We start from the raw sequence: 23289 nt of genomic DNA on the forward strand, positions 1-23289 counted from the left end.
GGCCTAGGGACGGGCGCGATGCATCTCGTGCGCATCGATGCCGTCTCCCTCGACGAGGGCGAGGCGGCGGTGGATCTCGGGCAGGAGCCCGGTGACCTCGTGGTGCTGTCCTTCACCGACAGCGACCTCGCCGGGATCGCGCGGGCGCATGCCGCCGAGCCGGGCCTGCCGAGCCTGCGCCTCGCCAAGATGGCCAAGCTGCGGCACCCGCTGTCGGTCGATCTCTACGTGGACCGCGTCGTGGCGCGGGCCAGGATCGTGGTGATCCGCTGCCTCGGCGGCCTGGATTACTGGCGCTACGGCGTCGAGCGCTGCGCCGCGGCGGCCCGGGCGCACGGCGTGATGCTCGCGGTGCTGCCGGGGGACGATCGGCCCGATCCGCGGCTCGCCGCCCTCTCGACCGATCCTGCGTTCGCGGAACGGCTCGACGCCTATTTCCGCGCCGGCGGACCCGAGAATCTGCGCCGGATGCTGCGGCTGCTCGCCACGCGGACGGGGGCCGATCTCCCGGTCGAGCCGCCCCAACCGCTGCCCCGGGGCTTTGCGTGGTGTCCGGGCTGCGGCGCGCTGCCCCTCGATCGGGCCGTCGCGGCGGCGGAAACCGCGGTCCCGCTGAGGGATCTGCGCGCCACGCCGCTCGTACTGCTGCTCGTCTACCGCTCCGCGGTGCTCGGCGGCGATACCGAGCCGTTCGTCGCCCTGATCGCCGCCCTGCGCGCCCGGGGGATCGGCGTCCTGCCGATGGCCGTATCGAGCCTCAAGGAACCCGAGGCCGCCGCCGCGGTCGCGGCCGCCGTGCGGGCGCGGCGGCCCGATCTGGTCATCGCCGCCACCGCCTTCTCGGCCCGCGAGGACGGGACCGACTTCGTGCTCGACGGCGCCGATTGTCCGGTGCTCCAGGCCTTCACGGTCGGATCCCCGCGCGCGGCCTGGAAAGCCTCGGCCCGGGGGCTCGGCGCGGCCGATCTCGCCATGCAGGTGGCGCTGCCGGAATTCGACGGCCGCCTCTCGGGTTTTCCGATCTCCTTCAAGGAGGAGGAGGCCGAGATCGCGGGCTTCGCCGAGCGCCGGGCGGTGGCCTACGCGCCGGGGATCACAGCGCTCGCCGACCGGGCCGCCGGCTGGCTGCGGCTCGCCGCCCTGCCCCGGGGCGAGCGGCGCGTCGCGATGGTCCTGTCCGATTATCCGGCGCGGGGCGGCCGGGCCGGTTTCGCGGTCGGCCTCGATACGCCGGAGAGCGCCCGGGCCATCGCCGCCGACCTCGCCGCCGCGGGCTATGCCGGGTACGCCTTGCCGGAGGCCGGCGCGCTGATGACGGCGCTCACCGAGGGGCCGGGAGGATTTCGCGTATCGCTCGCCGCCTACCGGGCTTGGCTCGACGGCGTGCCGGAGGCGACGCGCGCTGCCCTCGCGCAGGCCTGGGGCGAGCCGGACACGGACTCGCACTGCATCGATGGCGCGTTCCAATTCCGGATGGTGTCGTCCGACGCCGCGGGTACGGCGAGCGGCGGACTCACGATCTTCCTGCAGCCCGACCGCGGGCGCGATCCCGACCGGAAGGCCGGCTACCACGATCCCGAGCGGGTCCCGACCCACGCCTATCTCGCCTTCCATCTCGGGCTGCGGCGGCATTTCGACGTGCTGGTCCAGCTCGGCACCCACGGCACGACCGAATGGCTGCCCGGCAAGGCCGTGGCCCTGTCGCCCGGCTGCTTCCCGGCGCTCTGCGTCGGCGCCCTGCCGGTGGTCTATCCCTTCATCGTCGACGACCCCGGCGAGGCCGCTCCGCTCAAGCGCCGCCTCGGCGGCATCGCCCTCGGCCATCTGACGCCGCAGGTCGCCGCTCATGACCTCTCGCCAGAGGCGGCGCGGCTGCGCGAACTCGTGGAGGAATACGCCGCCGCCAGCGTCATCGATCCCCGCCGCGCCACCCTGATCGCCCGCGCCATCCTGGAGGAGGCTCAAGCCGCCGGACTGCTCGACGGCGCCGGGATCGGCGCCGACACGCCGATGGAGGAGGCGCTGACACGGCTCGACGCCCACCTCTGCGACCTCGGCGAAACCAGCTTTCGGGATGGCCTGCACGTCTTCGGCCGTGCCTCCGACGGGGCCCCCGCCCCGGTGGCGGCGAGTGCCGAGGCCGAACGCGCCGGGCTCCTCGCGGCCCTGGACGGCCGGTTCGTTCGGCCCGGCCCGTCCGGCTCGCCCTCCCGCGGGCGCACCGACGTGCTGCCGACCGGACGCAACCTCGCGACCCTCGACCCGCGGGCGATCCCGAGCCGCGCTGCAGCGCTCCTCGGCGCGAAGGCCGCCGACGCCGTGGTGACGCGCTACCTCCAGGACGAGGGCGCCTATCCGGCCCGCATTGTGATGGATCTCTGGGCTTCTCCGACCCTGCGCACCGGCGGCGAGGACGTGGCGCACGCGCTGGCGCTGATGGGCGTCCGTCCGGTCTGGGACCATGCCAGCACCCGCGTGACCGGGTTCGAGGTGTTGCCGCTCGCGATGCTCGACCGGCCGCGTATCGATGTGACGGTGCGGGTCTCGGGCGCGTTCCGCGACACGTTCCCGGAGACGCTGGCTTTGATCGACCGCGCCGCTCGGGCGGTCGCCGACCGGGACGAGGCCGACGACGAGAACCCGCTTGCGGCCTCCCGCAGGCGCGGCGGGACAGCCGCCCGGGTCTACGGCGCGGCGCCCGGACGCTACGGCGCCGGGACGGCCGCCACCGCCCTCGACGGATCCTGGGACACCCGCGCCGATCTCGGCCGCGCCTATCTCGCCGCCAGCGCCCACGCCTACGGCGACCGCGAGGGGCCGGACGCGGATTTCGCCGCCCGGGTCGCGGCGGCCGACGCCTATCTGCACGCCTTCGACGCGGCCGAGCGCGACCTGTTCGACGGCGACGCCGCCGTCGACGCGATGGGCGGGTTTGCGGCCGCGGCGGCGCTGCAGGATGGCCGCCCGGCGCTCTACAGCCTCGATGTCTCCGTGCCAGAACGCCCGAAGGCCCGCACCGCCCGGGAAGACGCCGCGCGCCTGATCGGCGGCCGGCTCGCCGATCCCCGCTGGGTCGCCGCACAGCTCCGCCACGGCTACCGTGGGGCGCAGGAGCTAGCTCAGGGGCTTGATGCAGTCTTCGTGCTCGCCGCCGCGAGCGATGCCGTGTCCGACGCCGGCTTCGACCGGCTCTACGCGGCCTGGATCGCCGACGCGGAGGTGTTCGAGCGCCTGCGCGCCGCCAATCCCGCGGCGACGCGGGCGATCCTGGAGCGCTTCGACGAGGCCCGCGACCGCGGCCTCTGGCACAGCCGGCGCAACGCCCTGCCGGCCGACGCGCTGATGCCGGAGGCGGCCGAGTGAGCGCGCCCGCGCATCGCCGGGTCCTGCCAGAGGCGCCCAGCCGGAGAGGCTGGTGCCCCGGCCTCGCCCGCCCGATGCCCACGGGCGACGGGCTGCTGGCACGCGTCCATCCGCCGCTGGGGATGCTGTCGCTGCCTCAGGCCCGCGCGGTGGCGCAGGGCGCGCGCCTTTACGGGAACGGCCATCTCGACCTCACGGCCCGGGCCAACCTGCAGATCCGCGGTGTCACCGAGGCGAGCAGCGCGCTGCTGGCCCGGCTGCTCACCGAGGCCGGCCTTGGCGACAGCCGCGCCGACGGCGGCCCGCAGCGGCTGACCCTCACCCAGCCGCTCGCCGGACAGGATCCCGCCGAGTTGTTCGACGTTCCGGCGCTGGCCCAGGCGATCGAGACGGCGGCGCTCGCGATTCCGCGTCTGCCGGCCAAGACCTTGGTCGTCGTCGAGGGGCGGCTGGATGCGGCAGCGCCGGACGCCGATTGCCTGGTGGCGGCGCGCGATGCCGCGCGCGTCGAAATCTCGATCGCCGCCGCGGACGGGATGCAGACCGTCACGGACTGCACGACAACCGATGCACCGGACGTCCTGACCATGCTGCTCACGGCCTTCGCACGGACCGGCCGCCGGCGGATGCGCGATCTGTCGGAGGACGAGCGGGCTGCCCTGGCGGGGGCGTCAGTCTCTTCGACGCAGGGACAGGATCGGCAGTCCGGATTTCCCGCGCGCCCTCCCTCCCCCCGTTGCGGGGGCGGGTGGCCCGATGGGCGTCCCCTGCGTCAGCAGGGGTCGGACCAGGACGAAGTCCCGCAAGAAGGGAACCCGGGTTCCGGACGCGGCGCGCCCTCGACGCAGCACGATGCCCTGGTCCGCGCCGTCGCTCCCCCCGCGCGGGACTTCGTCCCGACCCGCCCCCCTCTGGGGGCCACCCGCCCCCGCAAAGGGGGGAGGGAAACGCGCCCCGTACCGTTCGCCCCCGCGGCCGGTCTCCTGGCCCGGCCCGATCACGAGATCCTCGCCCTGGACGCTCCCTTCGGCCGCTGCACCGCCGACGCCCTCGATCGCGTCGTGTCCGCCGCGGAGGCCGTCGGTGCGGACACGATCCGCCTGTCGCCCACGCGCGGCTTCGTCCTGCTCGCCCCGGCGGATGCCCCGGTGGCCGCGGTGCTGGCGGACCTCGCGGCGGATGTCATCGTCACGCCCGACGATCCGCGGCGCTGCGTCGACGCCTGCACGGGCGCCCCGGGCTGCGCCTCCGGCTCGACATCGACCCTGACCGACGCGGCGCGGCTCGCGGCACGCTTCCAACCGCTGGCAGCGGCGGGATACACGGCGCACGTCTCGGGCTGCGCCAAGGGCTGTGCGCGCCCCGGCCCCGCCGACCTGACCCTCGTGGGAACCCACGGTCGGTACGGCATCGTCATCGGCGGCGGACCCGGCGATGAGCCGGCGCTACATCTCCCTATCGAGGCCGTTCTGGACCGGTTAGGAAGGGCCAAGACTGTCGGGCTTTCCGCCGCGTTCACGCCGGATACGACCCGAGCAGACGACAGAGGGGACGGAAGACCGGCATGAGCGCGAGCCAGAATGCCCTGCGCCAGGCAGGATCGGAACCGGCGGCCCACGAGCCCCCCTCCCGCTACGATTACATCCGCGACGGCGGCGCGATCTACGCGCGCTCCTTCGCGATGATCCGCGCCGAAGCCGATCTCGCCCGCTGGACGGGGGCCGCCGAGCGCGTGGTCGTGCGCATGATCCACGCCTGCGGCATGACCGACCTTCCGGCCGACGTGGAGATGTCGAAAGACTTCGCCGCAGCCGGCACCGCCGCGCTCCAGGGCGGGGCGCCGATCCTGTGCGACGTCCGCATGGTGGCGGACGGCGTTACCCGGGCGCGCCTGCCCGCCGCCAACCCGGTGCTCTGCACGCTGGGCGATGCCCGCGTGCCGGACCTAGCCAAGGACCTCGGCACGACCCGCTCGGCCGCCGCCATGGAGCTGTGGCGCGCGCATCTGCCGGGCAGCGTCGTGGCGGTGGGCAACGCGCCGACCGCCCTGTTCCGCCTGCTGGAACTGCTCGACGCCGGCGTCGCGCCGCCTGCCGCGGTGATCGGCATCCCGGTGGGTTTCGTCGGGGCGGCGGAGTCGAAGGAGGCGCTGGCCCGGGACGGCCGGGTGCCGTTCGTGGTCGTCCACGGGCGGCGCGGCGGCAGCGCCATGACGGCCGCCGCCGTCAACGCGCTCGCCAGCGAGGCCGAGTGATGGACGGGTTCGAACGGCTCGACGAGCCCGCCGAAGCGCTGCCAGCCGCCGTGGTGACCGGCACGCTGTACGGGGTCGGCATGGGCCCCGGCGATCCGGACCTGCTGACCGTGAAGGCCCAGCGCATCCTGACGCGGGCGCCGGTGCTGGTCCACTTCTGCAAGCAAGGCCGGCGCGGCAACGCCCGCACCATCGCGGACGCGATCCTGCGCGATCCCGATCGCGAGCTGGCGCTGGCTTATCCCTACACGACCGAGCTCCACCCCGAGCACCCGGACTACGTGGCGGCTCTGGCCGGCTTCTACGACGACGCGGCCGGCCGGCTCGCCGACCATCTCGGCGCGGGGCGCGACGTGGCGATCCTGTCGGAGGGCGATCCCTTCTTCTACGGCTCATTCATGCACCTGTGGCGGCGCCTGAAGGATCGTTTCCCGGTCGAGGTGGTGCCTGGGGTCACCGGCATGTCGGGCTGCTGGACCCGGGCGGGCACGCCGATCACCTGGGGCGACGACGTCCTGACCGTCCTGCCCGCGACCCTCTCGCTCGCCATCCTCACCGAGCGCCTGCGCGGCACCGACGCCGCCGTGGTGATGAAGCTCGGCCGTCACCTGCCCAAGGTGCGCGCGGCGCTGGCCGCCGCCGGCCTCTTGGAGCGCGCGGTCTATGTCGAGCGCGGCACGATGGCGGGTGAACGCGTCGTGATGCTGGCCGACAAGGCCGACGATGCCGCCCCCTACTTCTCCATGGTGCTGCTGCCCGGCGAGGGACGCCGGCCGTGAGCGGGACGCTGTCGGTCGTTGGCCTCGGCCCGGGCGATGACAGCCTGCTGACCGAGTCCGCGCGCCGGGCGCTCGACGCCGCGGAGGACCTCATCGGCTACCACCCCTACGTCGCTCGCGTGCCCGAGCGGCCGGGCCTGACCCGGCATGCCAGCGACAATCGGGTCGAGGTCGACCGGGCCCGCCACGCCCTTCAGCTCGCGGCCGCCGGCCGGCGGGTCGCGATCGTCTCCGGCGGCGATCCCGGCGTCTTCGCCATGGCGGCGGCGGTGTTCGAGGCGGTGGAGCACGGAGAACCGAGCTGGCGCGACCTCGCCATCACGGTCGAGCCCGGGATCACCGCCATGCTGGCCGCCGCGGCGCGGCTCGGCGCCCCGCTCGGCGGCGACTTCTGCGCCCTGTCGCTCTCGGACAACCTGAAGCCCTGGCCGGTGGTGACGGCTCGTCTGGAGGCGGTGCTGCGCGCCGATCTGGTCGTGGCCCTGTACAACCCGATCTCGTCCGCGCGGCCCTGGCAGCTCGGCGCCGCCCTGGAGATCGCGGCCGGCATCCGCGCCCCGGAGACGCCGGTGATGTTCGCCCGCGCGATCAGCCGGCCCGACGAGGCGATCCGGGTGACCACGCTGGCCGACGCGCCCGCGGCACCGGCCGATATGGCGACCCTGGTGATCCTCGGCGCCTCGACGACGCGGCTGATCCCCCGATCCGGTCGTCCGCCTTTTGTCTACACCGCGCGCAAGGTGGAGGCGGCGTGAGCGTCGGCGTCGAGCCAGCGGAGCACCCCGGCCGTATCGGCCACGCTCGGGACATCGGGCTTGTCCGGCCGGCGGACCATCACCACGGGGATCGCCAGGGCGCGCGCCGCCGCGATCTTGCCATAGGTCGCCGCCCCGCCGGAATTCTTGCTGACCACGATCTCGATGCCGGCCGCCTGCATCAGCGCGGCCTCGGCCTCCGCGTCGAAGGGGCCGCGGGCCTCGATGGCCGTGAGATGCGGCACCGGCAGGACATCCCCGAGCGGCTCGACCGTGCGCGCCCAGTAGGCGTGCTGCGGTGCCGCCGCGAAGGCCCCGGCCTCCTGCCGGCCGACCGTCAGGAACACGCGCCGGGGCGCGGAGCCGAGCGCCGCGACGGCGGCCGGCATGCTCTCGACCTCGGTCCAGCGATCACCGGGCGCGAGGCTCCAGGCCGGACGGCGGATCGCGAGCAGCGGCACCCCCGCCAGGGCCGCCGCGCCGGCGGCGTTGTCCGAGATCCGGGCCGCGAAGGGATGCGTGGCGTCGATCAGCCGGTCGATCTTGTCCGACCGCAGGTATCGCGCGAGGCCCTCGGCGCCCCCGAAGCCGCCGCTCCGCGTGGGGACAGGCTCCGGTTTCGGCGCTGCGGTCCGGCCCGCCAGCGACAGCATCACGGACAGATCGTCCCGCCCGGCGAGCGCGCGCACCAGGGCGCTGGCCTCCCCGGTCCCGCCGAGGATCAGAATCCGCGTCACGCCATCCGTCATGAGCGCCTTGTCCATGAGCGGTGAGGTCCTGTCGAGCCGACCCGAGGCCGGACGCTGGCTGTCGATCATCGGCATCGGCGAGGACGGGCGCTCCGGCCTCATACCCGCCGCGGCCGAGGCGCTGGATTCCGCCCGCGTCGTCTACGGAGGGCGCCGCCACCTGACACTGGCCGGTGCCCTCGCGGCTGAGACCCGGTCCTGGCCCAGCCCAATCCACACGGCCTATCCAGACATCCTGGCCCGCCGGGGCGAGCCCACCTGCATCCTCGCGACCGGCGATCCGTTCCATTACGGCATCGGCGCTGAGATCGCCCGCCTCGTCCCGCCGGGCGAGATCCGGGCATTCCCGCAGCCCTCCGCGTTCAGCCTCGCCTGCGCCCGGCTCGGCTGGCCGCTGGCCGAATGCGGCCTCGTCACCCTCCACGGCCGGGCGCTCGCGCGGATTGTGCCGCATCTCCAGCCGGGGGCGCGGCTGCTGGTCCTGTCCTGGGACGGCGCGACGCCGGGGGCGCTGGCGGCCCTGCTCGCCGAGCGCGGTTTCGGCGATTCCACCGTGACGGTGCTGGAGGCGATGGGCGGCCCGCGCGAGCGGATCCGCGCGGCGCGCGCCGACGCCTTCGATGTCGCGGGCATCGATCCGCTCAACACCGTGGCGATCGCCGTGGCCGGTGCGGGCCGCGCGCTGCCCCTCGCGCCCGGCCTCGACGACGCCCTGTTCGACAATGACGGGCAGCTCACCAAGGCCGAGATCCGGGCTCTGACCCTGGCGGCTCTGCGCCCGCATCCGAACCTGCACCTGTGGGACATCGGAGCCGGCGCGGGCTCAATCGCGATCGAATGGATGCTGCGCCATCCGAGCCTGCGCGCCACGGCCGTGGAGGCCCGGCCGGACCGGGCCGAGCGCATCCGGCGCAATGCCGAACAGCTGGGTGTGCCGGACCTCGCCGTGGTGACCGGCGCCGCGCCGGCGGCGCTCATCGCGTTGCCGCTCCCGGATACGGTGTTCGTCGGCGGCGGGGTCTCGGAGCCGGGCGTCCTCCCCGCCGTGCTGGAGGCCCTCCGGCCGGGCGGGCGGTGCGTCGCCAATGCGGTGACGCTGGAGGGCGAGGCGACCCTGCTCGGGGCCTTCGCGGCCCGGGGCGGCAGCCTGCGCCGCTTCTCCGTCGAGCGGGCGAGCCCTGTGGGCGGCCTGCACGGCTGGCGGCCCGCCATGCCGGTCACCCAATGGGCTTGGACCAAGCCATGACCGGATGCCTCGTCGCCGGAATCGGGTTTCGCCGCGGCACAGGCGCCGACGAGATCGCGGCGCTGATCGCCCGCGCCCTCGAACGGGTCGGCGCCGAACGAGCCGCGCTGACCGCCATCGCCACGGCGGCCGACCGGGCAGCGGAACCGGCGGTGACGGCGGCTGCGGCGCGGTTCGGCCTGTCGCCCCGCCCGATCGCCCCGGACGCGCTGGAAGCCCGCGACGCCGAACTCGCGACGCGATCCGCGCGGATCGAGCATCTGCGCGGGGTGGGCTCCCTGGCGGAGGCGGCGGCTCTGGCGGCGGCCGGTCCGGACAGCCGTCTCGCCCTTCCCCGGATCGCCAGCGGCGGCGCCACCTGCGCGCTCGCCCGCGGCCAGACCACGATGCCCGCAGCATGACCGTCCACTTCATCGGCGCCGGCCCCGGCGCGGCCGACCTCATCACGGTCCGCGGCCGCGACCGCGTCGCCGCCTGCCCGGTCTGCCTCTATGCCGGCTCCCTGGTGGCGCCCGAGATCCTCGGCTGGTGCCCGCCGGGCGCCCGGATCGTCGATACCGCCCCCCTCGACCTTGACGCCATCCTGGCGGAGATCGCGGCGGCGCACGCCGCCGGCCAGGACGTCGCCCGGCTGCATTCGGGGGATCTGTCGATCTGGAGCGCGCTGGCCGAGCAGATGCGCCGGCTCGACGGGCTGGGCATCCCCTACACGGTGACGCCCGGCGTCCCGGCCTTCGCGGCGGCGGCGGCCGTCCTCCGGCGGGAGTTGACCGTGCCGGGGCTGGCGCAATCCGTCGTCCTGACCCGCACCTCCGGCCGGGCGAGCGCCATGCCCGAGCGCGAGACCCTGGCAGCCTTCGCGGCGACCGGCGCCACGCTGGCGATCCATCTCTCCATCCACGTGATCGAGCGGGTCGCGTCCGAGCTGATCCCGTTCTACGGACCGTCCTGTCCGGCCGCCGCGGTGTTCCGCGCCTCCTGGCCGGACGAGCGGGTGCTGAGGGCCGATCTCGCCACGCTGCCCGCCCAGGTGGCGGCGGCCGGCCTCGAACGCACGGCGCTGATCCTCGTCGGGCCGGCGCTCGGCGCCCGCGATTTCCGCGAGAGCGCGCTCTACGCCGCCGATTACGACCGGCGCTACCGACCCGGCGGAACGGTCGGGGGGCGGACGTGAGCGCCCCGGGTCTCCTCGTCGCGGCGCCGCGGTCGAGTTCCGGCAAGACCACCGTGGCACTTGCCCTGATGCGCGCCCTGACCCGCCGGGGCCTGCGGGTGCGCGCCGCGAAATGCGGGCCGGACTACATCGATCCGGCCTTCCATCAGGCGGCGACCGGACGGCCGAGCTTCAACCTCGACAGCTTCGCCATGGCGCCGCCCCTGCTCGATGCCCTGGCGTACGCGACGACGGCCGATGCCGACATCGTGATCGCCGAAGGCTCCATGGGCCTGTTCGACGGGGTTCGGGCCGCCGAGAGCCGGACCGGTGCGAATGCCGACATCGCCGCCCGCTACGGCTGGCCGGTGGTGCTGGTGGTGGACGTCTCCGGGGCGGCGCAATCGGCCGCCGCGGTGGCTTTGGGCTGCCGGCTCTACGATCCGCGGATCACAATCGCAGGCGTGATCCTGAACAAGGTGGCCAGCGCCCGCCATCGCCGCCTCGTGGAGGCCGGGATGGAGCGCGCCGGGCTGCCGGTGCTGGGCGCGCTGATGCGCGACGCCCAACTGGTCCTGCCCGAGCGCCATCTCGGCCTGGTCCAGGCCGGCGAGACCGCCGATCTAGAGGCACGCCTCGACCGGCTCGCCGATCTCGCGCTGGCCGGCATCGCCCTCGACGCCGTCATCGCCGCGGCCGGCGGCGGCGTGCCGGACGTCGGGGGGGCCCTACCCCCACCGCCCGGCCAGCGTATCGCGGTGGCGCGGGACGCAGCCTTCAGCTTCCTCTATCCGCATCTCGAAGCCGGCTGGCGCATGGCGGGTGTCGAACTGGTCCCGTTCTCGCCCCTCGCGGACGAACCGCCGCCGGCGGATTGTGATGTCTGCTGGTTGCCCGGCGGCTATCCTGAGTTGCATGCCGGTCACCTTGCCGGCGCCGCGACATTCCTCGAGGGCCTGCGCGCGTTCGCGCGGACCCGCCCGGTCCACGGCGAGTGCGGCGGCTACATGGTCCTCGGGCATTCCCTCGAGGATGCCGAGGGCATCACCCATGCGATGGCGGGTCTGCTGCCGGTGGCGACGTCGTACCGCCGGCGCAAGCTGCATCTCGGCTATCGGGTCGCGCACCTGTGCGGCGACGGGCTGCTCGGTCGGCGCGGGACCCGGCTCGTCGGCCACGAGTTCCACTATGCCAGCGAAGTGTCGCCGACGGCCCCGGCACCGGACGCCCTCGCCCATGTCGCGGATGCGGAGGGCGCCGATCTCGGCTTCGCCGGGCACCGAATCGGCCACGTTTCCGGAAGCTTCTTTCACCTCATCGCCGGGGATCCGGCCTGAGACGACCGGGGCCGCCGAAACTTTCGGCGAACCGCGGGCCGAGGGCAAAAACTATAGTTCTGGGGTGCTAATTAGTATCGCGCCGGCAACCATATCGGCGGACAGCGCCTCGAAAGGCCGACATCAAGCGAGATCGCTCGAAGGCGCGGTTTCGCGCACCTGCGCGAGGCGCGCGGCGCTGCGGACCAGCGCCAGCACGTCCCGGCGCATCTGCTCATCCTCGATCTGCGCGTAGGCGCGCAGCAGCTCGATCGCGCCGTGGCCGCTGAGGAAGCCGAACACGTCTTCCTGTGTGTTGGCGCGGGGCTCGCTCTCCTCGAAGAATGCCGAGACCGGGACATCGAGAAGGCGCGCGATCTCGCGAAGCCGCCCGGCGCCGACCCGGTTCTGGCCCTTCTCGTATTTCTGCACCTGCTGGAAGGTGACGCCCACCGCATTGCCCAGGGCGGTCTGGCTCATGCCCCGGGCCTTTCGCAGGGCGGTGATCCGGATGCCAACCAAGCGATCGACATCCGTCGTCTGCTTCGGCATCGCCTGACCCGGTGTATCCTTCTCGCCTGAGGTGAGTGCATCCTGTTCCGGACGCGCCGTCTTCCCCTCACCGTCGCGCCGCTTCACCGTCCGTCCCGCCTTCCGAAATCGTGAAATTGGATCGTACGGCTTTGAGTTCGCCGAGGGCACAACACCGTCCTGCGGAACATACCGACCGCGCCACAATAGGACACCAAGTCATCAAGCTGTGCAAGTCGAAGACTACATCTTCTAGTTTAACCACTCTAAACTCTGCAACATTGTTGCTGAAATGTCGACTTTCTCGCAGCCGCATTCATGCGGTGCGCCGCGTCGCCGCGCCGGGGCGCGCACGCGCGGAGAAACCGCTAGGAGAGTCGTTTCCGCGGAGGGAAATCACATGTTCATCGCGATGAATCGCTTCAAGGTCGTCAAGGACGCGACGGCGGACTTCGAGGCCGTCTGGCTCGGGCGCGACAGCCATCTCGGTGAGATGGAGGGATTCGTGGAATTCCACCTTCTGCGCGGCCCTGAGCACGAGGACCACGTCCTCTATGCATCGCACACGATCTGGCGATCACGCTCCGATTTCGAGGCTTGGACGCGCTCGGAGCAGTTCAGGAAGGCCCACGGCCGCGTGCCCACCACCAAGCCGCTCTATTTGGGCCATCCACAGTTCGAAGGTTTCGAGGCGATCCAAACCGTGGGCGGTGCCGGCTCCGACCGGGAACACGCCGACGCGGTCTGATCGAGTCGGCCCGGTATCCGCCACCCGGTGGACGCCGACCCGAACACAGGTGTTACGGCTGGCACGGCTTCGGGGATCCATGCCCGGTCGCCGCGCCGGCCTCGGCGCAGGCGCCTCGACCTGTCACGCCGGAGGCACCCCGACCGAATATCCCCATCGGTTGTACTTTTCGACTAGGATAACGCGCCTGAATTGAACGGCGCGAGGTGTGCGAAGTACGTATTCAATGGATTGCCATTTGTCATGTGGCGAACAGCGGATTTCAGTTAATCGTTCATTGCCGGTTTAGTCCGTGCGTACTAGACCGGGGCGGTTCGGAAAGAATGGGTTCGTGATTCTCCGGGCGCGCCGCTTGCTCCGTCACCGGTACAGGCCGGCACTGAAACACGCTCTGTTTCAGACTGGTACAAAGTCCGATCAAGACGGGACGTGGCGCGTCAGATGTTTCACGAACGGATCCCGGAGACATTTCAGCTTCTGCCGAATTCGGCAGAGCGGCGTCGCAGCGTCTGGTCGGCGCTGCTGCCTCACCGTGGCCGGGCAGCGGCCCGGGTCGCCCTGTCGTCGGCGCTGGCCGCCACAGACCTCGCGGCGATTCTCGCGGTCACGCTGTTCATGGAATGCGCCTACGAGATCGTCTACCAGGACGGGCTCATCGGCACCGGCAGCGTGCGCGGTCTTCGTCTGGCCTCCCTCCTCGGCCTCATCATCGTGGCCACGAACGCCCTGCGTGCGGAGTACAGCCTCGACAACGCGATCTCCCAGAAGTCGAACGTTCAGCGGGCCGCCTCACTCTGGCTGGTGGCCTGGGCCGCCGTGCTCGTGGTCGGTTTCATGACCAAGACCACCGGCGATTACTCACGCCTCGTCTCCCTCGGATCCTTCGTCGCTGGGCTGCCGGCCCTGATCCTGGCCCGCACGGCGATGATCCGCCTCGTGCGGCAACGCCTGACGGCCGGGTCGGCCTCGGTGAGCCGCGTCCATCTCGTGGGCTACGAGGAGGATATCGCGCGCTTCTATGCCAGTAACGCGATCGACCGGCTCGGCCTGCGGATCGTCGGGACGAGCTACCTGCGCCGGGTCGATCCAGGCGCCGACATCGCCGTCCGCCATGATCAGCTCCAAGAGGATCTCGATCTCGCGGTCTCGGTCGTGCGCTTCCTGCGCCCGGATGACGTGTTCGTCCTCGTGCCGTGGACCGACAACGCCGAGGTCGAGCGCTGCATCGACGCCTTCCTGCGGGTGCCCTCGGCGCTGCACCTGCGGCCCGGCGCGATGCTCGACCGCTTCCCCGATCTGCAGGTCGCCCGGGTCGGCGGCGTCTCCGGCATCAATATCGGCCGCCGCCCGCTCAACCTGGGCGAGGTCGTGCTCAAGCGGGCGCTCGACCTGACGGTCGCGACGATCGCGCTGATCTCGCTGTCGCCGCTGCTCGCGCTGATCGCGGTGGCGATCAAGCTCGACAGTGCCGGGCCGGTCTTCTTCCGCCAGAAGCGCTACGGCTTCAATCAGCAGCCCTTCGGTGTCTTCAAGTTCCGCTCGATGCGGACGGAGACGAACGCGGTGTTCCGGCAGGCCACCCGCAACGACAGCCGGATCACCCGGGTCGGCGCGATCCTCCGGCGGACCAACCTCGACGAGCTGCCCCAGCTCTTCAACGTCCTGCGGGGGGAGATGTCGCTGGTGGGTCCGCGCCCCCACGCCCTCGCGCACGACCGGAGCTTCGAGCGCCGGATCGCCCTCTACGCCCGCCGCCACAACGTGCGGCCGGGGATTACCGGCTGGGCGCAGGTCAACGGCTTCCGCGGCGAGACGCTGACCGACCTCGACATGGAGCGGCGCGTCGCCTGCGACCTGCACTACATCGACAACTGGTCGGTCTGGTTCGACCTCCAGATCATGATCCAGACGCTGATCTCGCGCCGGGCCTACCGGAACGCGTTCTGAAGGATCGGAGACCGGGTCAGGGCGTGCGCTTCTGCTCGCGGCAGAGGCCGCAATCGCCCTCGACCTCCAGAATGCTGTGGGTCGGGGTGAAGCCGGCCCGCTCCAGGGTGCGCTCGAGACCGTCCTCGACCTCCTGCGTGGACGCCTCGTCGACCGCGCCGCAGGTCCGGCAGATCAGGAAGATGACGCCTTCTCCGGGGGCATGGTCGTACGCGCAGGGGATGAAGGCGTTGCGGCTCGCGATCCGGTGGACCAGCCCCTGCTCCATCAGGAAGTCGAGGGCGCGATAGACCGAGACCGGCGCCACGCGCCGGCCCGGCGCACTCAGGCGCTCGGCGATGTCGTAGGCGCCCTGGGCCTTGCCGGAATCGGCAACCGCCCCCAGGACCTCGCGGCGCAGCGGCGTGAATTGCAGGCCGCGCGCGCGGCAGACGGCCTCCGCCCGGGCGAGCATGTCGTGGGCATCGGTCCGACACGCGTCGTGACCGTCGTGGCGGTGCATGATGGCTCCCATGACAGATCCGCAGGTTGTCCCGCGGGTTTGTTACAGTGTATCACCGCAACCCCGGACCGCACCAGTCTCCCGCCCATTCCGCGCATAGTCCGCGCATCCGCCCCGCGCCGACCCGCGCGCCGAGGACGCCTTGCCCACCACCTCCAGACTCAGACGCGGCGCCCGGCGATCCCTGTTCCAGAGCGGGATCGGTCCGCGCCTTGCCCTCGCCGGGGGCGTCTCCGCCCTGGTCTGGCTGGTGATCGCCTGGGCCCTCGCAGCATGAGCGCCGGCCATGGAAGCCCGGATCCGATCCGCCTCGTCGGCCTGACCCTCGGCTACGACCGGCATCCGGCGATCCACCACCTCGACGGGACCGTGCGCGCCGGCGACCTTCTGGCGCTGGTCGGCCCGAACGGGGCCGGTAAGTCGACCCTGCTCAAGGGCATGGCGGGGGAGATCCCGTGCCTCGACGGGCGGATCGAGCGGGCGGCCGCCGTCGCCTACATGCCGCAGGCCGACGAGATCGACCGGAGCTTCCCGCTGAGCGTGATGGACCTTGCCGGGATGGGCCTCTGGCGGCGGGCCGGCGCCTGGCGGAGCCTCGGCCGACATCGGCGTGCCATCGAGGCGGCGCTGGCCGCGGTCGGCCTCGACGGGTTCGAGGCGCGGTCGATCGGCACCCTCTCGGGCGGGCAGTTCCGCCGCGCCCTGTTCGCCCGTCTGATCCTCCAGGATTGCTCGGTCATCCTGCTGGACGAGCCGTTCACCGGGATCGACACCCGCACCGTCGACGATCTCCTGGCGCTGATCCGGAGCTGGCACGCGGAGGGCCGCACGGTCGTCGCGGCCTTGCACGATCTCGCCCAGGTGCGCGCCCATTTCCCGACGACGCTGCTCCTCGCCCGCGAGGCCATCGCCTGGGGGGCGACCGCCCGGGTGCTGACATCGGAGAACCTCGCCCGCGTGCGCAATCTCTCCGAGGCCTGGGACGAGGCCGCACCGGTCTGCGCCGGGCCGCGGGCCGATGTACCCCACGATCACGGCGCGCACGGCCACCATCATCACGAGGATGCCGCGTGATCGATCCGCTCGGCCCCCTGGTCGCGCCGTTCGTGGAGTTCGGCTTCATGCGCCGGGCGCTGGCCGGCTGCCTCGCGCTGTCCGTCTCGGCGCCGCCGGTGGGCGTGTTCCTGACGCTCCGCCGGATGAGCCTGATGAGCGACGCCATGAGCCACGCCATCCTGCCCGGCGCCGCGGCGGGCTTCCTGGTCGCGGGCCTGTCGCTGCCTGCGATGACCCTCGGCGGGCTGGTCGCGGGCCTCGCCGTAGCGCTGCTCGCGGGTGCCGTCACCCGCGCCACGACGGTGCGGGAGGACGCCAACCTCGCGGCCTTCTACCTGATCTCCCTGGCGGGCGGGGTGCTGCTGGTCTCGCTGCGCGGCTCGCAGATCGACCTGATGCACTTCCTGTTCGGCTCGGTCCTGGCGCTGGACGATGCCGCCCTGTGGCTGCTCGGCGGCATCAGCACGCTGACCCTGGTGGCGCTGGCCGCGATCTATCGGCCGCTTGTGATGGAATGCGTCGATCCGCTGTTCCTGCGCACGGTGAGCCGCAGCGGCGGCCCGGTTCACCTCGCCTTCCTGGCCCTGGTGGTGGTGAACCTCGTCGGCGGGTTCCAGGCGCTCGGGACCCTGCTGGCGGTCGGATTGATGCTGCTCCCGGCGGTGGCGGCCCGGTTCTGGACCCGCGATCTCGGCGGGCTCATCCCGGTCTCGATGCTGATCGCCGCGCTGGCGAGCGTGTCGGGCCTCAGCCTGTCGTATCAGCTCGACCTACCGAGCGGCCCGGCGATCGTGCTGGCCGCCGGGGCACTCTACCTCGCCTCGATGCTCGCCGGCCCGCGCGGCGGGCTGCTCCGCCGCCTCGTGCGGGCGCGCCACCTCGAAGCCTGATCAGGGCTGGTCCTTCAGGACCGCGAGCCCTTCGCGGTAGGTTGGATAGGCCAGCGCGACGCCGAGTTCCTCGCGGATCAGCCGGTTCCGCACGCGCTTGTTCTCGCCGTAGAAGCTGCGCGCCATCGGCGAGAGGTCGGCGGTCTCGAAATCGATCTCCGGCGGCAGCGGCAGCCCGGTCAGGGCGGCGGCGTGCTCGGTGACCGTCTGGGGCGCGGTCGGCTCGTCGTCGGTGACGTTGTAGATCGCCCCCGCCCGCGGCCGGTCGATCGAGGCCAGCAGCGTCGTGGCGATGTCATCGACATGGATTCGGTTGAACACCTGCCCGGCCTTCACGATCCGCTGGGAGCGGCCGGCGCGCAGCTTCACGATCGGGTTGCGCCCCGGTCCGTAGATGCCCGACAACCGGAAGATCTGGACCGCCTTGCCGGTCCGGGCCCCGAGCGCCAGCCACGCGCCTTCCGCGTCGAGCCGAACCTTGGATCGGGCGCTGCGGGGATCGGCCGGCGTCGCCTCGTCGATCCAGGCGCCCTGCTGATCGCCGTAGACCCCGATGGTCGAGAGGTAGCCGATCCAGCCGATCCGGCTCGCCGCGATCGCCTCGGCGTAGCGGGCGAGCACCGGGTCGCCGTCCTCGCCTGGGGGGGCCGAGACGAGGAGCACATCGGTGTCGGCGAGATCGGCGGCGATGCGGGGATCGTCGGCGCTCGGGCCGAAGGCGCGCATGGCGAAGCCGGTCTGCGCCGCGAGGCGTTCGGCGGCTGCGGGTTCGGTGACGGTGGCGTGCACGGCGCCGAACCGCTCGCGCGCCCGCTCGGCGAAGCGGCGGCCGGTGAAGCCCAGGCCGAAGACGAAGAGATTCATGCGGCCGATGTCTCGCCGGCACGGGCTTCCGTCAAGTCGATGGCGGCCGACCACTCGTCTCGGACATGGGGGTCGGTCTCGCCGGGTCCGTGCCGGCGATGCAGATCGCGGACCGCCTCCGGTTCGAGCAGCCGCGCGCAGGCCCAGACCGCCATGCCGCGCACCAGCGGCGCGGCATCGTTCAGCCGCGCGACCGCCGCTCCGGCGAGGTCGGGCGCGCCGGAATTGCCCACCGCGATCATCACGTTGCGTAGGAAACGGTCGCGGCCAGTGCGCTTCACCGGCGTGCCGGCGAACAGGCTGCGGAAGGCCGCGTCGTCGAGGGCGGCGAGATCGGCGAGTGGCGGGGCCGCCAGATCGGCCCGCGCCGCGAGGCGGGTCTCGGCGGCGGTGCGGGCGAACTTGTTCCAGGGGCAGACCGCGAGGCAGTCGTCGCAGCCGAACACCCGGTTGCCGATGGCCGGCCGGAACGCCGCCGGGATCGGGCCGGCATGCTCGATGGTCAGGTACGCGATGCAGCGCCTTGCATCGAGTCGGTAGGGCGCGGGGAACGCGTCGGTCGGGCAGATGTCGAGGCAGGCGCGGCAGGAGCCGCAATGGTCCTGGCCCGGCGAATCCGGCTCGAACTCGGCGCTCGTGTAGATCGCCCCGAGCAGCAGCCAGTTGCCGTGCTCGCGGGAGATCAGCACCGTGTGCTTGCCCTGCCAGCCGAGCCCGGCCGCCTCGGCGAGCGCCTTCTCCATCACCGGGGCGGTGTCGCAGAAGACCTTCACCCGCACGTCGCCCTTCGCCGACAGATAGCCGCCGAGTTCCTTGAGCTTGCCCTTCAAAACCTCGTGATAATCCCGCCGCTGGGCGTAGGCCGCGACCGCGCCGCGGTTCCGTTGCGTCACGAGGGCCAGGGGATCGTGGTCCGGCCGGTAGCTCATGGCCACGACCAGGATGCTGCGCAGGCCCGGCCACAGCCCGGTCGGTCGGGCGCGCTGGTCGGCCCGCTCTTCCATCCAGTCCATGGTGCCGTGGGCGCCCTCGGCGAGCCAGGCCGAGAGGCGGTCGGGCAGGTCCGGCAGGCGGTCGGGCCGGGTGACGCGCAGGCCGCAGAAGCCCAGCGCCCGGGCCCGGGTCTCGACGAGGCGGCGCAGATCGGCGCCGACGAAGGTCCGTCGTGCGTTCAGAAATCCAGATCCGCGTAATGGGCGGCCGGCGGCATCCCGGCGACCCGGTCGGCCAGCAGGCCCCGGAACGAGGGCCGCGACTTGACCCGGGCGTACCAGTTCCGCGCCATCTCGTCCTCGTCCCAGGGCACATCCCCGAGATAGTCGACGCAGGAGAGATGGGCGGCCGCGGCGAGGTCCGCATAGGTGAGATTGTCGCCCGCGATCCAGCGCCGCCGGGCGATCAGGTAGCCGATGTATTTGAGATGGTAGCGGACATTCGTCCGCGCGGCCCGGATCGCGTTCATGTCGGGCGGTCCACCACCCTCATGGGCGGACATGAAGCGCTTCGAGATCTTCTCGTTGACGAGGTAGCCCGTCACTTCCGCTTCGAATTTAACCAGAAACCAGTCGAGCAGGCGCCGCACCTCGACCCGCTCCACCGTGTCCTCCGGCAACAGGCGCCGCCCGGAGAGCCCGAGCCCGCGGGTCTCGTCGAGATATTCGGCGATGATGCCCGCGCCGGGCACGACGAGGCCGTTCTGCTCCAGCAGCACGGGCGTCAGACCCGCCGGATTGATCAGCAGGAAATCGTCCCGGCGCTCCCAGGGGCGTTCCTCGAACAGCGTCGGCTCCATGCCCATCTCGGCGAGCACGAGACGGATGAACCGGGAGTTCGCGCAGAAGGGGAAGTGGTAGAGGGTCGCCATCGAGGCCGTGCGGGACGTATCGGTCGGGCAGCGCGGTCGGTCCCGCGCTCGTCGAGGGTCCTGAAGCGCGGGTCTTCAGCGCGCAGGACTTCGGACCGAGCGTTATTGCCCGACCGTTGCCGAGCCCTTAACACGCGCAGCCGGCAACGGTAACCGCCCGTCAACCCTGATGGGCGAACCCTCCGGCCAACCCTCAGATGGCGCGGCATGCCCGGCACGGGCCGGCGCGCGCTCGCGGCACCAAGGCGTCACGATGGATCCGGCAAGCATCGGCAAGGCAGTGCTGCTCGCGCTGGTTGAGGGCGCGACCGAGTTCATCCCGGTCTCCTCCACGGGGCACCAGCTCTTGGTCGGCCACTTCATCGGATTCCACTCGCCCAACAACACCTTCGAGGTGCTGATCCAGCTCGGCGCGATCCTGGCGATTCTCTTGGTCTATTTCCGCCGCCTGCTCGGGATCGCTATGGCGCTGCCGAACGATCCGAAAGCGCGCCGCTTCGTGCTGGGCATCCTCGTGGCGTTCATGCCGGCGGCGATCATCGGCGGCCTGTTCTCGAAGATGATCAAAGTGTACCTGTTCAACCCGTGGATCGTCTGCGCGACCCTGGTGGCGGGCGGCTTGGTGCTCCTCGTCGTCGACGACACCGACCTGAAGGTCCGCAAGACCGACGTCTACGACTACTCCCTGCCAATGGACCTGAAGATCGGCATCTTCCAGTGCCTCGCCATGATCCCCGGCGTGTCGCGCTCAGGCGCCACCATCGTGGGGGCGATGCTGATGGGGGCCGACAAGCGGTCGGCGACCGAATTCTCGTTCTACCTCGCCATGCCTACCATGGCGGGTGCCTTCGCCAAGGACCTGCTGGACAACTACAAATACCTGTCGGGCGACGATATCGGCCTGATCGTGATCGGCTTCATCGTCTCGTTCATCGCGGCGCTGGTCGTGGTGCGGGTGCTGCTGGACTACGTTTCCCGGCACGGTTTCTGGTTGTTCGCGTGGTGGCGCATCATCGTCGGCGCGCTGGGTTTTGCGGGGTTGATCATTTTCGGATAGGCGCGGCAGGACAGTCGGAGCCGCTTGCGCGGCGCTTCCCGTGCTGGATCCCGGGTCGCCATCCCGCTGACGCTCCATGCGCCCGGGACAGGGCTGCGCGATCCATTCAGCACCACCCCGTTCCCGGACAGGTGCAGCGAAGCGGAACCTGATCCGGGACCCGGGCGAGAATCACCGGGAAGCGGCACCGCTCATTCTTCACCTCAAACCGGAGCCTCGCCCAACGGACGATTGCCAGCGACCGGACGGCATGCGAGGCAAGCCCTGAAAGCGGCGCGCAAGACGCCGCGCCCTGGGACGATCCGATGGACAACAGACCGCTCGCCGACCTCTTCGAGCCCGCAGACCGGGCGCGCTGGCTCGGCCTCGTCGAGGGCGTCCTCAAGGGGGCCGAATTCGAGAAACGGCTTGTCTCCAGGACGGCGGGCGGCCTTCGGATCGAGCCGCTCTACGGCCCGGCCGAACCGGCTGCCCAACCGGTGCGTGAAATGGGACCGTGGCGGATCGCCCAGCGGATGGATCATCCGGATCTCGCCGCCGCCAACGCCCAGGCTTTGACCGACCTCGAAGGCGGCGCCGACGCCCTCGTCCTGGCCTTCGCCGGCGCACCCGGCGCACGCGGCTACGGCCTGAACGCCACGACCGTCGAGGACCTCGACACCGCGCTGACGGGGGTGATGCTGCCGCTGATCAACCTGCGCCTCGACGCCGGCAGCCGGGGGCTGGAAGCGGCGCACCTCGTCAAGGCGCTGGCGGAGCGGCGCGGCGAGGATCTGTCGAGCTACGACCTCGACCTCGGGATCGATCCCGTCGGCGTGCTGGCAGCGACCGGAAGCCTGGGCACCGTGTGGAGCGAGGTCGCGCCGCGGCTGGCCGAGACCGCAGCGGACCTGGAAGCCGCGGGCTTCCGGGGCCGGGCCTTCCTGGCCGACGGGCGCCCGTATCACGAGGCTGGAGCGGGCGAGGCGGCCGAACTGGGTGCCGTGCTGGCGACGGCTCTGACCTATCTCCGTGCGCTGGAGGCCGCCGGTCACGATCTTGAGACGGCCCGCGCGCGTCTCGCGGTGCTGCTGGCTGCCGACGCGGATGAGTTCGTCACCGTCGCGAAGTTCCGGGCCATGCGCCGCCTGTGGGCGCGGATCGAGCAGGCGTGCGGGCTCGACCCGAAACCCCTGCGGCTGCATGCCGAGACCGCGTGGCGGATGATGACCCAGCGCGACCCGTTCGTGAACATCCTGCGCACCGGCATGGCGGCGGCCTCGGCCGGGATGGGCGGCGCCGACAGCGTGGCGGTCCTGCCCTACACCCAGGCGCTCGGCCTGCCCGACGCCTTCGCCCGACGCGTGGCCCGCAACAGCCAGATCGTGCTGATCGAGGAATCGCATCTCGCCCGCGTCAGCGACCCCGCGGCGGGCGCGGGCGGATTCGAGGCGCTGACGGCGGAGATCGCCGAGGCCGCCTGGGCGGCCTTCCAGGCGATCGAGGCCGAGGGCGGGATCGTCGCCTCGCTCAGCGTCGGCAAGCTGCAACGGCGGATCGAGGCTGTCCGCGAGGCGCGCACGAACGCCGTGGCGACCCGCCGCGAAGCCCTCACCGGCGCCAGCGAGTTCCCGAACCTCGCGGAGAAGCCAGTGACGGTCATCGACGCACCGCGGGTCGCCGCGCCGCGGGGCGCCAATTTCGGACCGGGTTCCACGGTCGCCTGCGATGCGCTTCCGTCGCAGCGCCTCGCCGAGCCCTACGAGGCTTTGCGCGACGCCTCCGACGCCTATCGCGACAAGACCGGCCGCCGGCCCGCCATGTTCCTCGCCAATCTCGGCGCGGTGGCGGCGTTCAACGCCCGGGCGACCTTCGCGGCCAATGCCTTCGCGGCCGGCGGCATCGAGGCCCTGTCGAACGACGGTTTTGCCGATGCCGAGGCCGCGGCGGCGGCATTCCAGGCCTCGGGCGCTCCGCTCGCCTGCATCTGTTCCACGGACGCGATCTATGCCGAGCGCGCCGTCGCGACCGCGGAGGCGCTCACGCGGGCCGGCGCCGGGGCGATCTACCTCGCCGGCAAGCCGACCGATCTCGCCGAGCCGCTGAGGCAGGCGGGGGTACAAGCCTTCCTGCATGTCGGCTGCGACCTGCCCGCCCTGCTCAACGGGGCATTGCGCGCCGCCATGCGCCCACCGTCTCCTCCGCGGACCGCCTGATACGGCCGCTCTCACGCCGA

At 72.1% G+C, this 23289-nt stretch carries 22 protein-coding genes; 16 read left to right on the forward strand and 6 right to left on the reverse strand.

Annotated features, from left to right (window positions below; genetic code table 11):
- Positions 1 to 18: 18 nt before the first annotated feature.
- The 5 genes from cobN (at position 19) to cobJ (ending at position 7151) form a co-directional block, all read left to right on the forward strand.
- Entirely contained in the window at positions 19 to 3363 is a 3345-nt protein-coding gene (cobN, locus tag MKK75_RS22830) for a cobaltochelatase subunit CobN (RefSeq protein ID WP_244044799.1), read from the forward strand.
- A 74-nt stretch (positions 3364 to 3437) separates the two neighbouring features.
- Positions 3438 to 4931 (forward strand): precorrin-3B synthase, encoded by a 1494-nt coding sequence (locus tag MKK75_RS22835; protein WP_409567605.1) that lies wholly within the window; start codon positions 3438 to 3440, stop codon positions 4929 to 4931.
- Positions 4928 to 5617 carry a precorrin-8X methylmutase gene (locus tag MKK75_RS22840; protein WP_279594060.1) on the forward strand — a complete coding sequence of 230 codons (690 nt, stop codon included), beginning with the start codon at positions 4928 to 4930 and terminating at the stop codon, positions 5615 to 5617. Before MKK75_RS22835 ends, MKK75_RS22840 begins: the two co-directional genes overlap by 4 nt.
- Positions 5617 to 6396 carry a precorrin-2 C(20)-methyltransferase gene (locus MKK75_RS22845; protein ID WP_244044801.1) on the forward strand — a complete coding sequence of 260 codons (780 nt, stop codon included), beginning with the start codon at positions 5617 to 5619 and terminating at the stop codon, positions 6394 to 6396. The genes MKK75_RS22840 and MKK75_RS22845 overlap by 1 nt, the downstream gene beginning before the upstream one ends.
- Positions 6393 to 7151: a precorrin-3B C(17)-methyltransferase gene (gene cobJ, locus MKK75_RS22850; RefSeq protein ID WP_244044802.1), complete on the forward strand. Its 759-nt coding sequence runs from the start codon at positions 6393 to 6395 to the stop codon at positions 7149 to 7151. The genes MKK75_RS22845 and cobJ overlap by 4 nt, the downstream gene beginning before the upstream one ends.
- Here the strand turns inward: cobJ and MKK75_RS22855 are convergent.
- Positions 7121 to 7915 carry a cobalt-precorrin-6A reductase gene (locus tag MKK75_RS22855; protein ID WP_244044803.1) on the reverse strand — a complete coding sequence of 265 codons (795 nt, stop codon included), beginning with the start codon at positions 7913 to 7915 and terminating at the stop codon, positions 7121 to 7123. The two genes, cobJ and MKK75_RS22855, sit on opposite strands and share 31 nt — an antisense overlap.
- On the opposite strand from MKK75_RS22855, the gene cbiE reads away from it, so the two are divergent.
- Genes cbiE through MKK75_RS22875 form a run of 4 tightly spaced genes read left to right on the forward strand, consistent with a single transcriptional unit; the run spans position 7914 to position 11636 of the window.
- Positions 7914 to 9146 (forward strand): precorrin-6y C5,15-methyltransferase (decarboxylating) subunit CbiE, encoded by a 1233-nt coding sequence (gene cbiE / locus MKK75_RS22860; protein WP_244044804.1) that lies wholly within the window; start codon positions 7914 to 7916, stop codon positions 9144 to 9146. The genes MKK75_RS22855 and cbiE overlap by 2 nt on opposite strands.
- Positions 9143 to 9547 (forward strand): cobalamin biosynthesis protein, encoded by a 405-nt coding sequence (locus MKK75_RS22865; protein ID WP_244044805.1) that lies wholly within the window; start codon positions 9143 to 9145, stop codon positions 9545 to 9547. The genes cbiE and MKK75_RS22865 overlap by 4 nt, the downstream gene beginning before the upstream one ends.
- Positions 9544 to 10320: a precorrin-4 C(11)-methyltransferase gene (cobM, locus tag MKK75_RS22870; RefSeq protein ID WP_244044806.1), complete on the forward strand. Its 777-nt coding sequence runs from the start codon at positions 9544 to 9546 to the stop codon at positions 10318 to 10320. The genes MKK75_RS22865 and cobM overlap by 4 nt, the downstream gene beginning before the upstream one ends.
- The gene (locus MKK75_RS22875) at positions 10317 to 11636 is read left to right on the forward strand and encodes a cobyrinate a,c-diamide synthase (protein WP_244044807.1); all 1320 of its coding nucleotides are present in this window, start codon (positions 10317 to 10319) and stop codon (positions 11634 to 11636) included. Before cobM ends, MKK75_RS22875 begins: the two co-directional genes overlap by 4 nt.
- 123 nt (positions 11637 to 11759) lie before the next feature.
- Here the strand turns inward: MKK75_RS22875 and MKK75_RS22880 are convergent, their stop codons facing one another.
- Complete coding sequence (locus MKK75_RS22880; protein WP_244044808.1) at positions 11760 to 12167, reverse strand: helix-turn-helix domain-containing protein; 408 nt, start codon at positions 12165 to 12167, stop codon at positions 11760 to 11762.
- Between the two features lie 379 nt (positions 12168 to 12546).
- On the opposite strand from MKK75_RS22880, the gene MKK75_RS22885 reads away from it, so the two are divergent.
- Together MKK75_RS22885 and MKK75_RS22890 are read left to right on the forward strand one after the other, a co-directional pair.
- The gene (locus MKK75_RS22885) at positions 12547 to 12894 is read left to right on the forward strand and encodes an antibiotic biosynthesis monooxygenase family protein (RefSeq protein ID WP_244044809.1); all 348 of its coding nucleotides are present in this window, start codon (positions 12547 to 12549) and stop codon (positions 12892 to 12894) included.
- A 441-nt stretch (positions 12895 to 13335) separates the two neighbouring features.
- Entirely contained in the window at positions 13336 to 14841 is a 1506-nt protein-coding gene (locus tag MKK75_RS22890) for an exopolysaccharide biosynthesis polyprenyl glycosylphosphotransferase (protein ID WP_244044810.1), read from the forward strand.
- 16 nt (positions 14842 to 14857) lie between these two features.
- Here the strand turns inward: MKK75_RS22890 and MKK75_RS22895 are convergent, their stop codons facing one another.
- Positions 14858 to 15343 carry a Fur family transcriptional regulator gene (locus tag MKK75_RS22895; protein WP_244044811.1) on the reverse strand — a complete coding sequence of 162 codons (486 nt, stop codon included), beginning with the start codon at positions 15341 to 15343 and terminating at the stop codon, positions 14858 to 14860.
- A gap of 142 nt (positions 15344 to 15485) precedes the next feature.
- Here MKK75_RS22895 and MKK75_RS35845 point away from each other — a divergent pair, with 142 nt between their 5' ends.
- Genes MKK75_RS35845 through MKK75_RS22905 form a run of 3 tightly spaced genes read left to right on the forward strand, consistent with a single transcriptional unit; the run spans position 15486 to position 17289 of the window.
- Positions 15486 to 15620, forward strand: a complete 135-nt coding sequence (locus MKK75_RS35845) for a hypothetical protein (RefSeq protein ID WP_279594061.1) — start codon at positions 15486 to 15488, stop codon at positions 15618 to 15620.
- Entirely contained in the window at positions 15617 to 16417 is an 801-nt protein-coding gene (locus tag MKK75_RS22900; protein ID WP_244044812.1) for a metal ABC transporter ATP-binding protein, read from the forward strand. Before MKK75_RS35845 ends, MKK75_RS22900 begins: the two co-directional genes overlap by 4 nt.
- 47 nt (positions 16418 to 16464) lie before the next feature.
- Positions 16465 to 17289 (forward strand): metal ABC transporter permease, encoded by an 825-nt coding sequence (locus MKK75_RS22905; protein ID WP_244044829.1) that lies wholly within the window; start codon positions 16465 to 16467, stop codon positions 17287 to 17289.
- Here MKK75_RS22905 and MKK75_RS22910 read toward each other — a convergent pair whose 3' ends face one another.
- From MKK75_RS22910 to MKK75_RS22920, 3 genes are read right to left on the reverse strand one after another with little or no spacing between them, the layout of a single operon-like run.
- The gene (locus MKK75_RS22910; protein WP_244044813.1) at positions 17290 to 18153 is read right to left on the reverse strand and encodes an SDR family oxidoreductase; all 864 of its coding nucleotides are present in this window, start codon (positions 18151 to 18153) and stop codon (positions 17290 to 17292) included.
- Positions 18150 to 19295 (reverse strand): tRNA epoxyqueuosine(34) reductase QueG, encoded by a 1146-nt coding sequence (queG, locus tag MKK75_RS22915; RefSeq protein WP_279594067.1) that lies wholly within the window; start codon positions 19293 to 19295, stop codon positions 18150 to 18152. The genes MKK75_RS22910 and queG overlap by 4 nt, the downstream gene beginning before the upstream one ends.
- A gap of 29 nt (positions 19296 to 19324) precedes the next feature.
- Entirely contained in the window at positions 19325 to 20017 is a 693-nt protein-coding gene (locus tag MKK75_RS22920) for a glutathione S-transferase family protein (RefSeq protein WP_244044814.1), read from the reverse strand.
- Positions 20018 to 20270: 253 nt separating this feature from the next.
- On the opposite strand from MKK75_RS22920, the gene MKK75_RS22925 reads away from it, so the two are divergent.
- Positions 20271 to 21074: an undecaprenyl-diphosphate phosphatase gene (locus MKK75_RS22925; RefSeq protein ID WP_244044815.1), complete on the forward strand. Its 804-nt coding sequence runs from the start codon at positions 20271 to 20273 to the stop codon at positions 21072 to 21074.
- Between the two features lie 305 nt (positions 21075 to 21379).
- Positions 21380 to 23269, forward strand: coding sequence for a methylmalonyl-CoA mutase subunit beta (locus MKK75_RS22930; protein WP_244044816.1), 1890 nt, complete (start codon positions 21380 to 21382; stop codon positions 23267 to 23269).
- Positions 23270 to 23289: the final 20 nt, after the last annotated feature.

The organism is Methylobacterium sp. J-030, from assembly GCF_022829545.1.
GTDB lineage: Bacteria > Pseudomonadota > Alphaproteobacteria > Rhizobiales > Beijerinckiaceae > Methylobacterium.

What these genes read in the sequence shown, in the direction of transcription:
- cbiE (WP_244044804.1), top strand. Translation starts at nt 7,914, where the DNA reads ATGAGCGGTGAGGTCCTGTCGAGCCGACCCGAGGCCGGACGCTGGCTG.
- MKK75_RS22895 (WP_244044811.1), bottom strand. Translation starts at nt 15,343, where the DNA reads ATGCACCGCCACGACGGTCACGACGCGTGTCGGACCGATGCCCACGAC.
- MKK75_RS22835 (WP_409567605.1), top strand. Translation starts at nt 3,438, where the DNA reads ATGCCCACGGGCGACGGGCTGCTGGCACGCGTCCATCCGCCGCTGGGG.
- MKK75_RS22885 (WP_244044809.1), top strand. Translation starts at nt 12,547, where the DNA reads ATGTTCATCGCGATGAATCGCTTCAAGGTCGTCAAGGACGCGACGGCG.
- cobN (WP_244044799.1), top strand. Translation starts at nt 19, where the DNA reads ATGCATCTCGTGCGCATCGATGCCGTCTCCCTCGACGAGGGCGAGGCG.
- MKK75_RS22845 (WP_244044801.1), top strand. Translation starts at nt 5,617, where the DNA reads ATGGACGGGTTCGAACGGCTCGACGAGCCCGCCGAAGCGCTGCCAGCC.
- MKK75_RS22880 (WP_244044808.1), bottom strand. Translation starts at nt 12,167, where the DNA reads ATGCCGAAGCAGACGACGGATGTCGATCGCTTGGTTGGCATCCGGATC.
- MKK75_RS22930 (WP_244044816.1), top strand. Translation starts at nt 21,380, where the DNA reads ATGGACAACAGACCGCTCGCCGACCTCTTCGAGCCCGCAGACCGGGCG.
- cobM (WP_244044806.1), top strand. Translation starts at nt 9,544, where the DNA reads ATGACCGTCCACTTCATCGGCGCCGGCCCCGGCGCGGCCGACCTCATC.
- MKK75_RS22855 (WP_244044803.1), bottom strand. Translation starts at nt 7,915, where the DNA reads ATGGACAAGGCGCTCATGACGGATGGCGTGACGCGGATTCTGATCCTC.
- MKK75_RS22905 (WP_244044829.1), top strand. Translation starts at nt 16,465, where the DNA reads ATGCGCCGGGCGCTGGCCGGCTGCCTCGCGCTGTCCGTCTCGGCGCCG.
- MKK75_RS22890 (WP_244044810.1), top strand. Translation starts at nt 13,336, where the DNA reads ATGTTTCACGAACGGATCCCGGAGACATTTCAGCTTCTGCCGAATTCG.
- MKK75_RS22910 (WP_244044813.1), bottom strand. Translation starts at nt 18,153, where the DNA reads ATGAATCTCTTCGTCTTCGGCCTGGGCTTCACCGGCCGCCGCTTCGCC.
- MKK75_RS22865 (WP_244044805.1), top strand. Translation starts at nt 9,143, where the DNA reads ATGACCGGATGCCTCGTCGCCGGAATCGGGTTTCGCCGCGGCACAGGC.
- MKK75_RS22925 (WP_244044815.1), top strand. Translation starts at nt 20,271, where the DNA reads ATGGATCCGGCAAGCATCGGCAAGGCAGTGCTGCTCGCGCTGGTTGAG.
- MKK75_RS22840 (WP_279594060.1), top strand. Translation starts at nt 4,928, where the DNA reads ATGAGCGCGAGCCAGAATGCCCTGCGCCAGGCAGGATCGGAACCGGCG.
- MKK75_RS22900 (WP_244044812.1), top strand. Translation starts at nt 15,617, where the DNA reads ATGAGCGCCGGCCATGGAAGCCCGGATCCGATCCGCCTCGTCGGCCTG.
- MKK75_RS22920 (WP_244044814.1), bottom strand. Translation starts at nt 20,017, where the DNA reads ATGGCGACCCTCTACCACTTCCCCTTCTGCGCGAACTCCCGGTTCATC.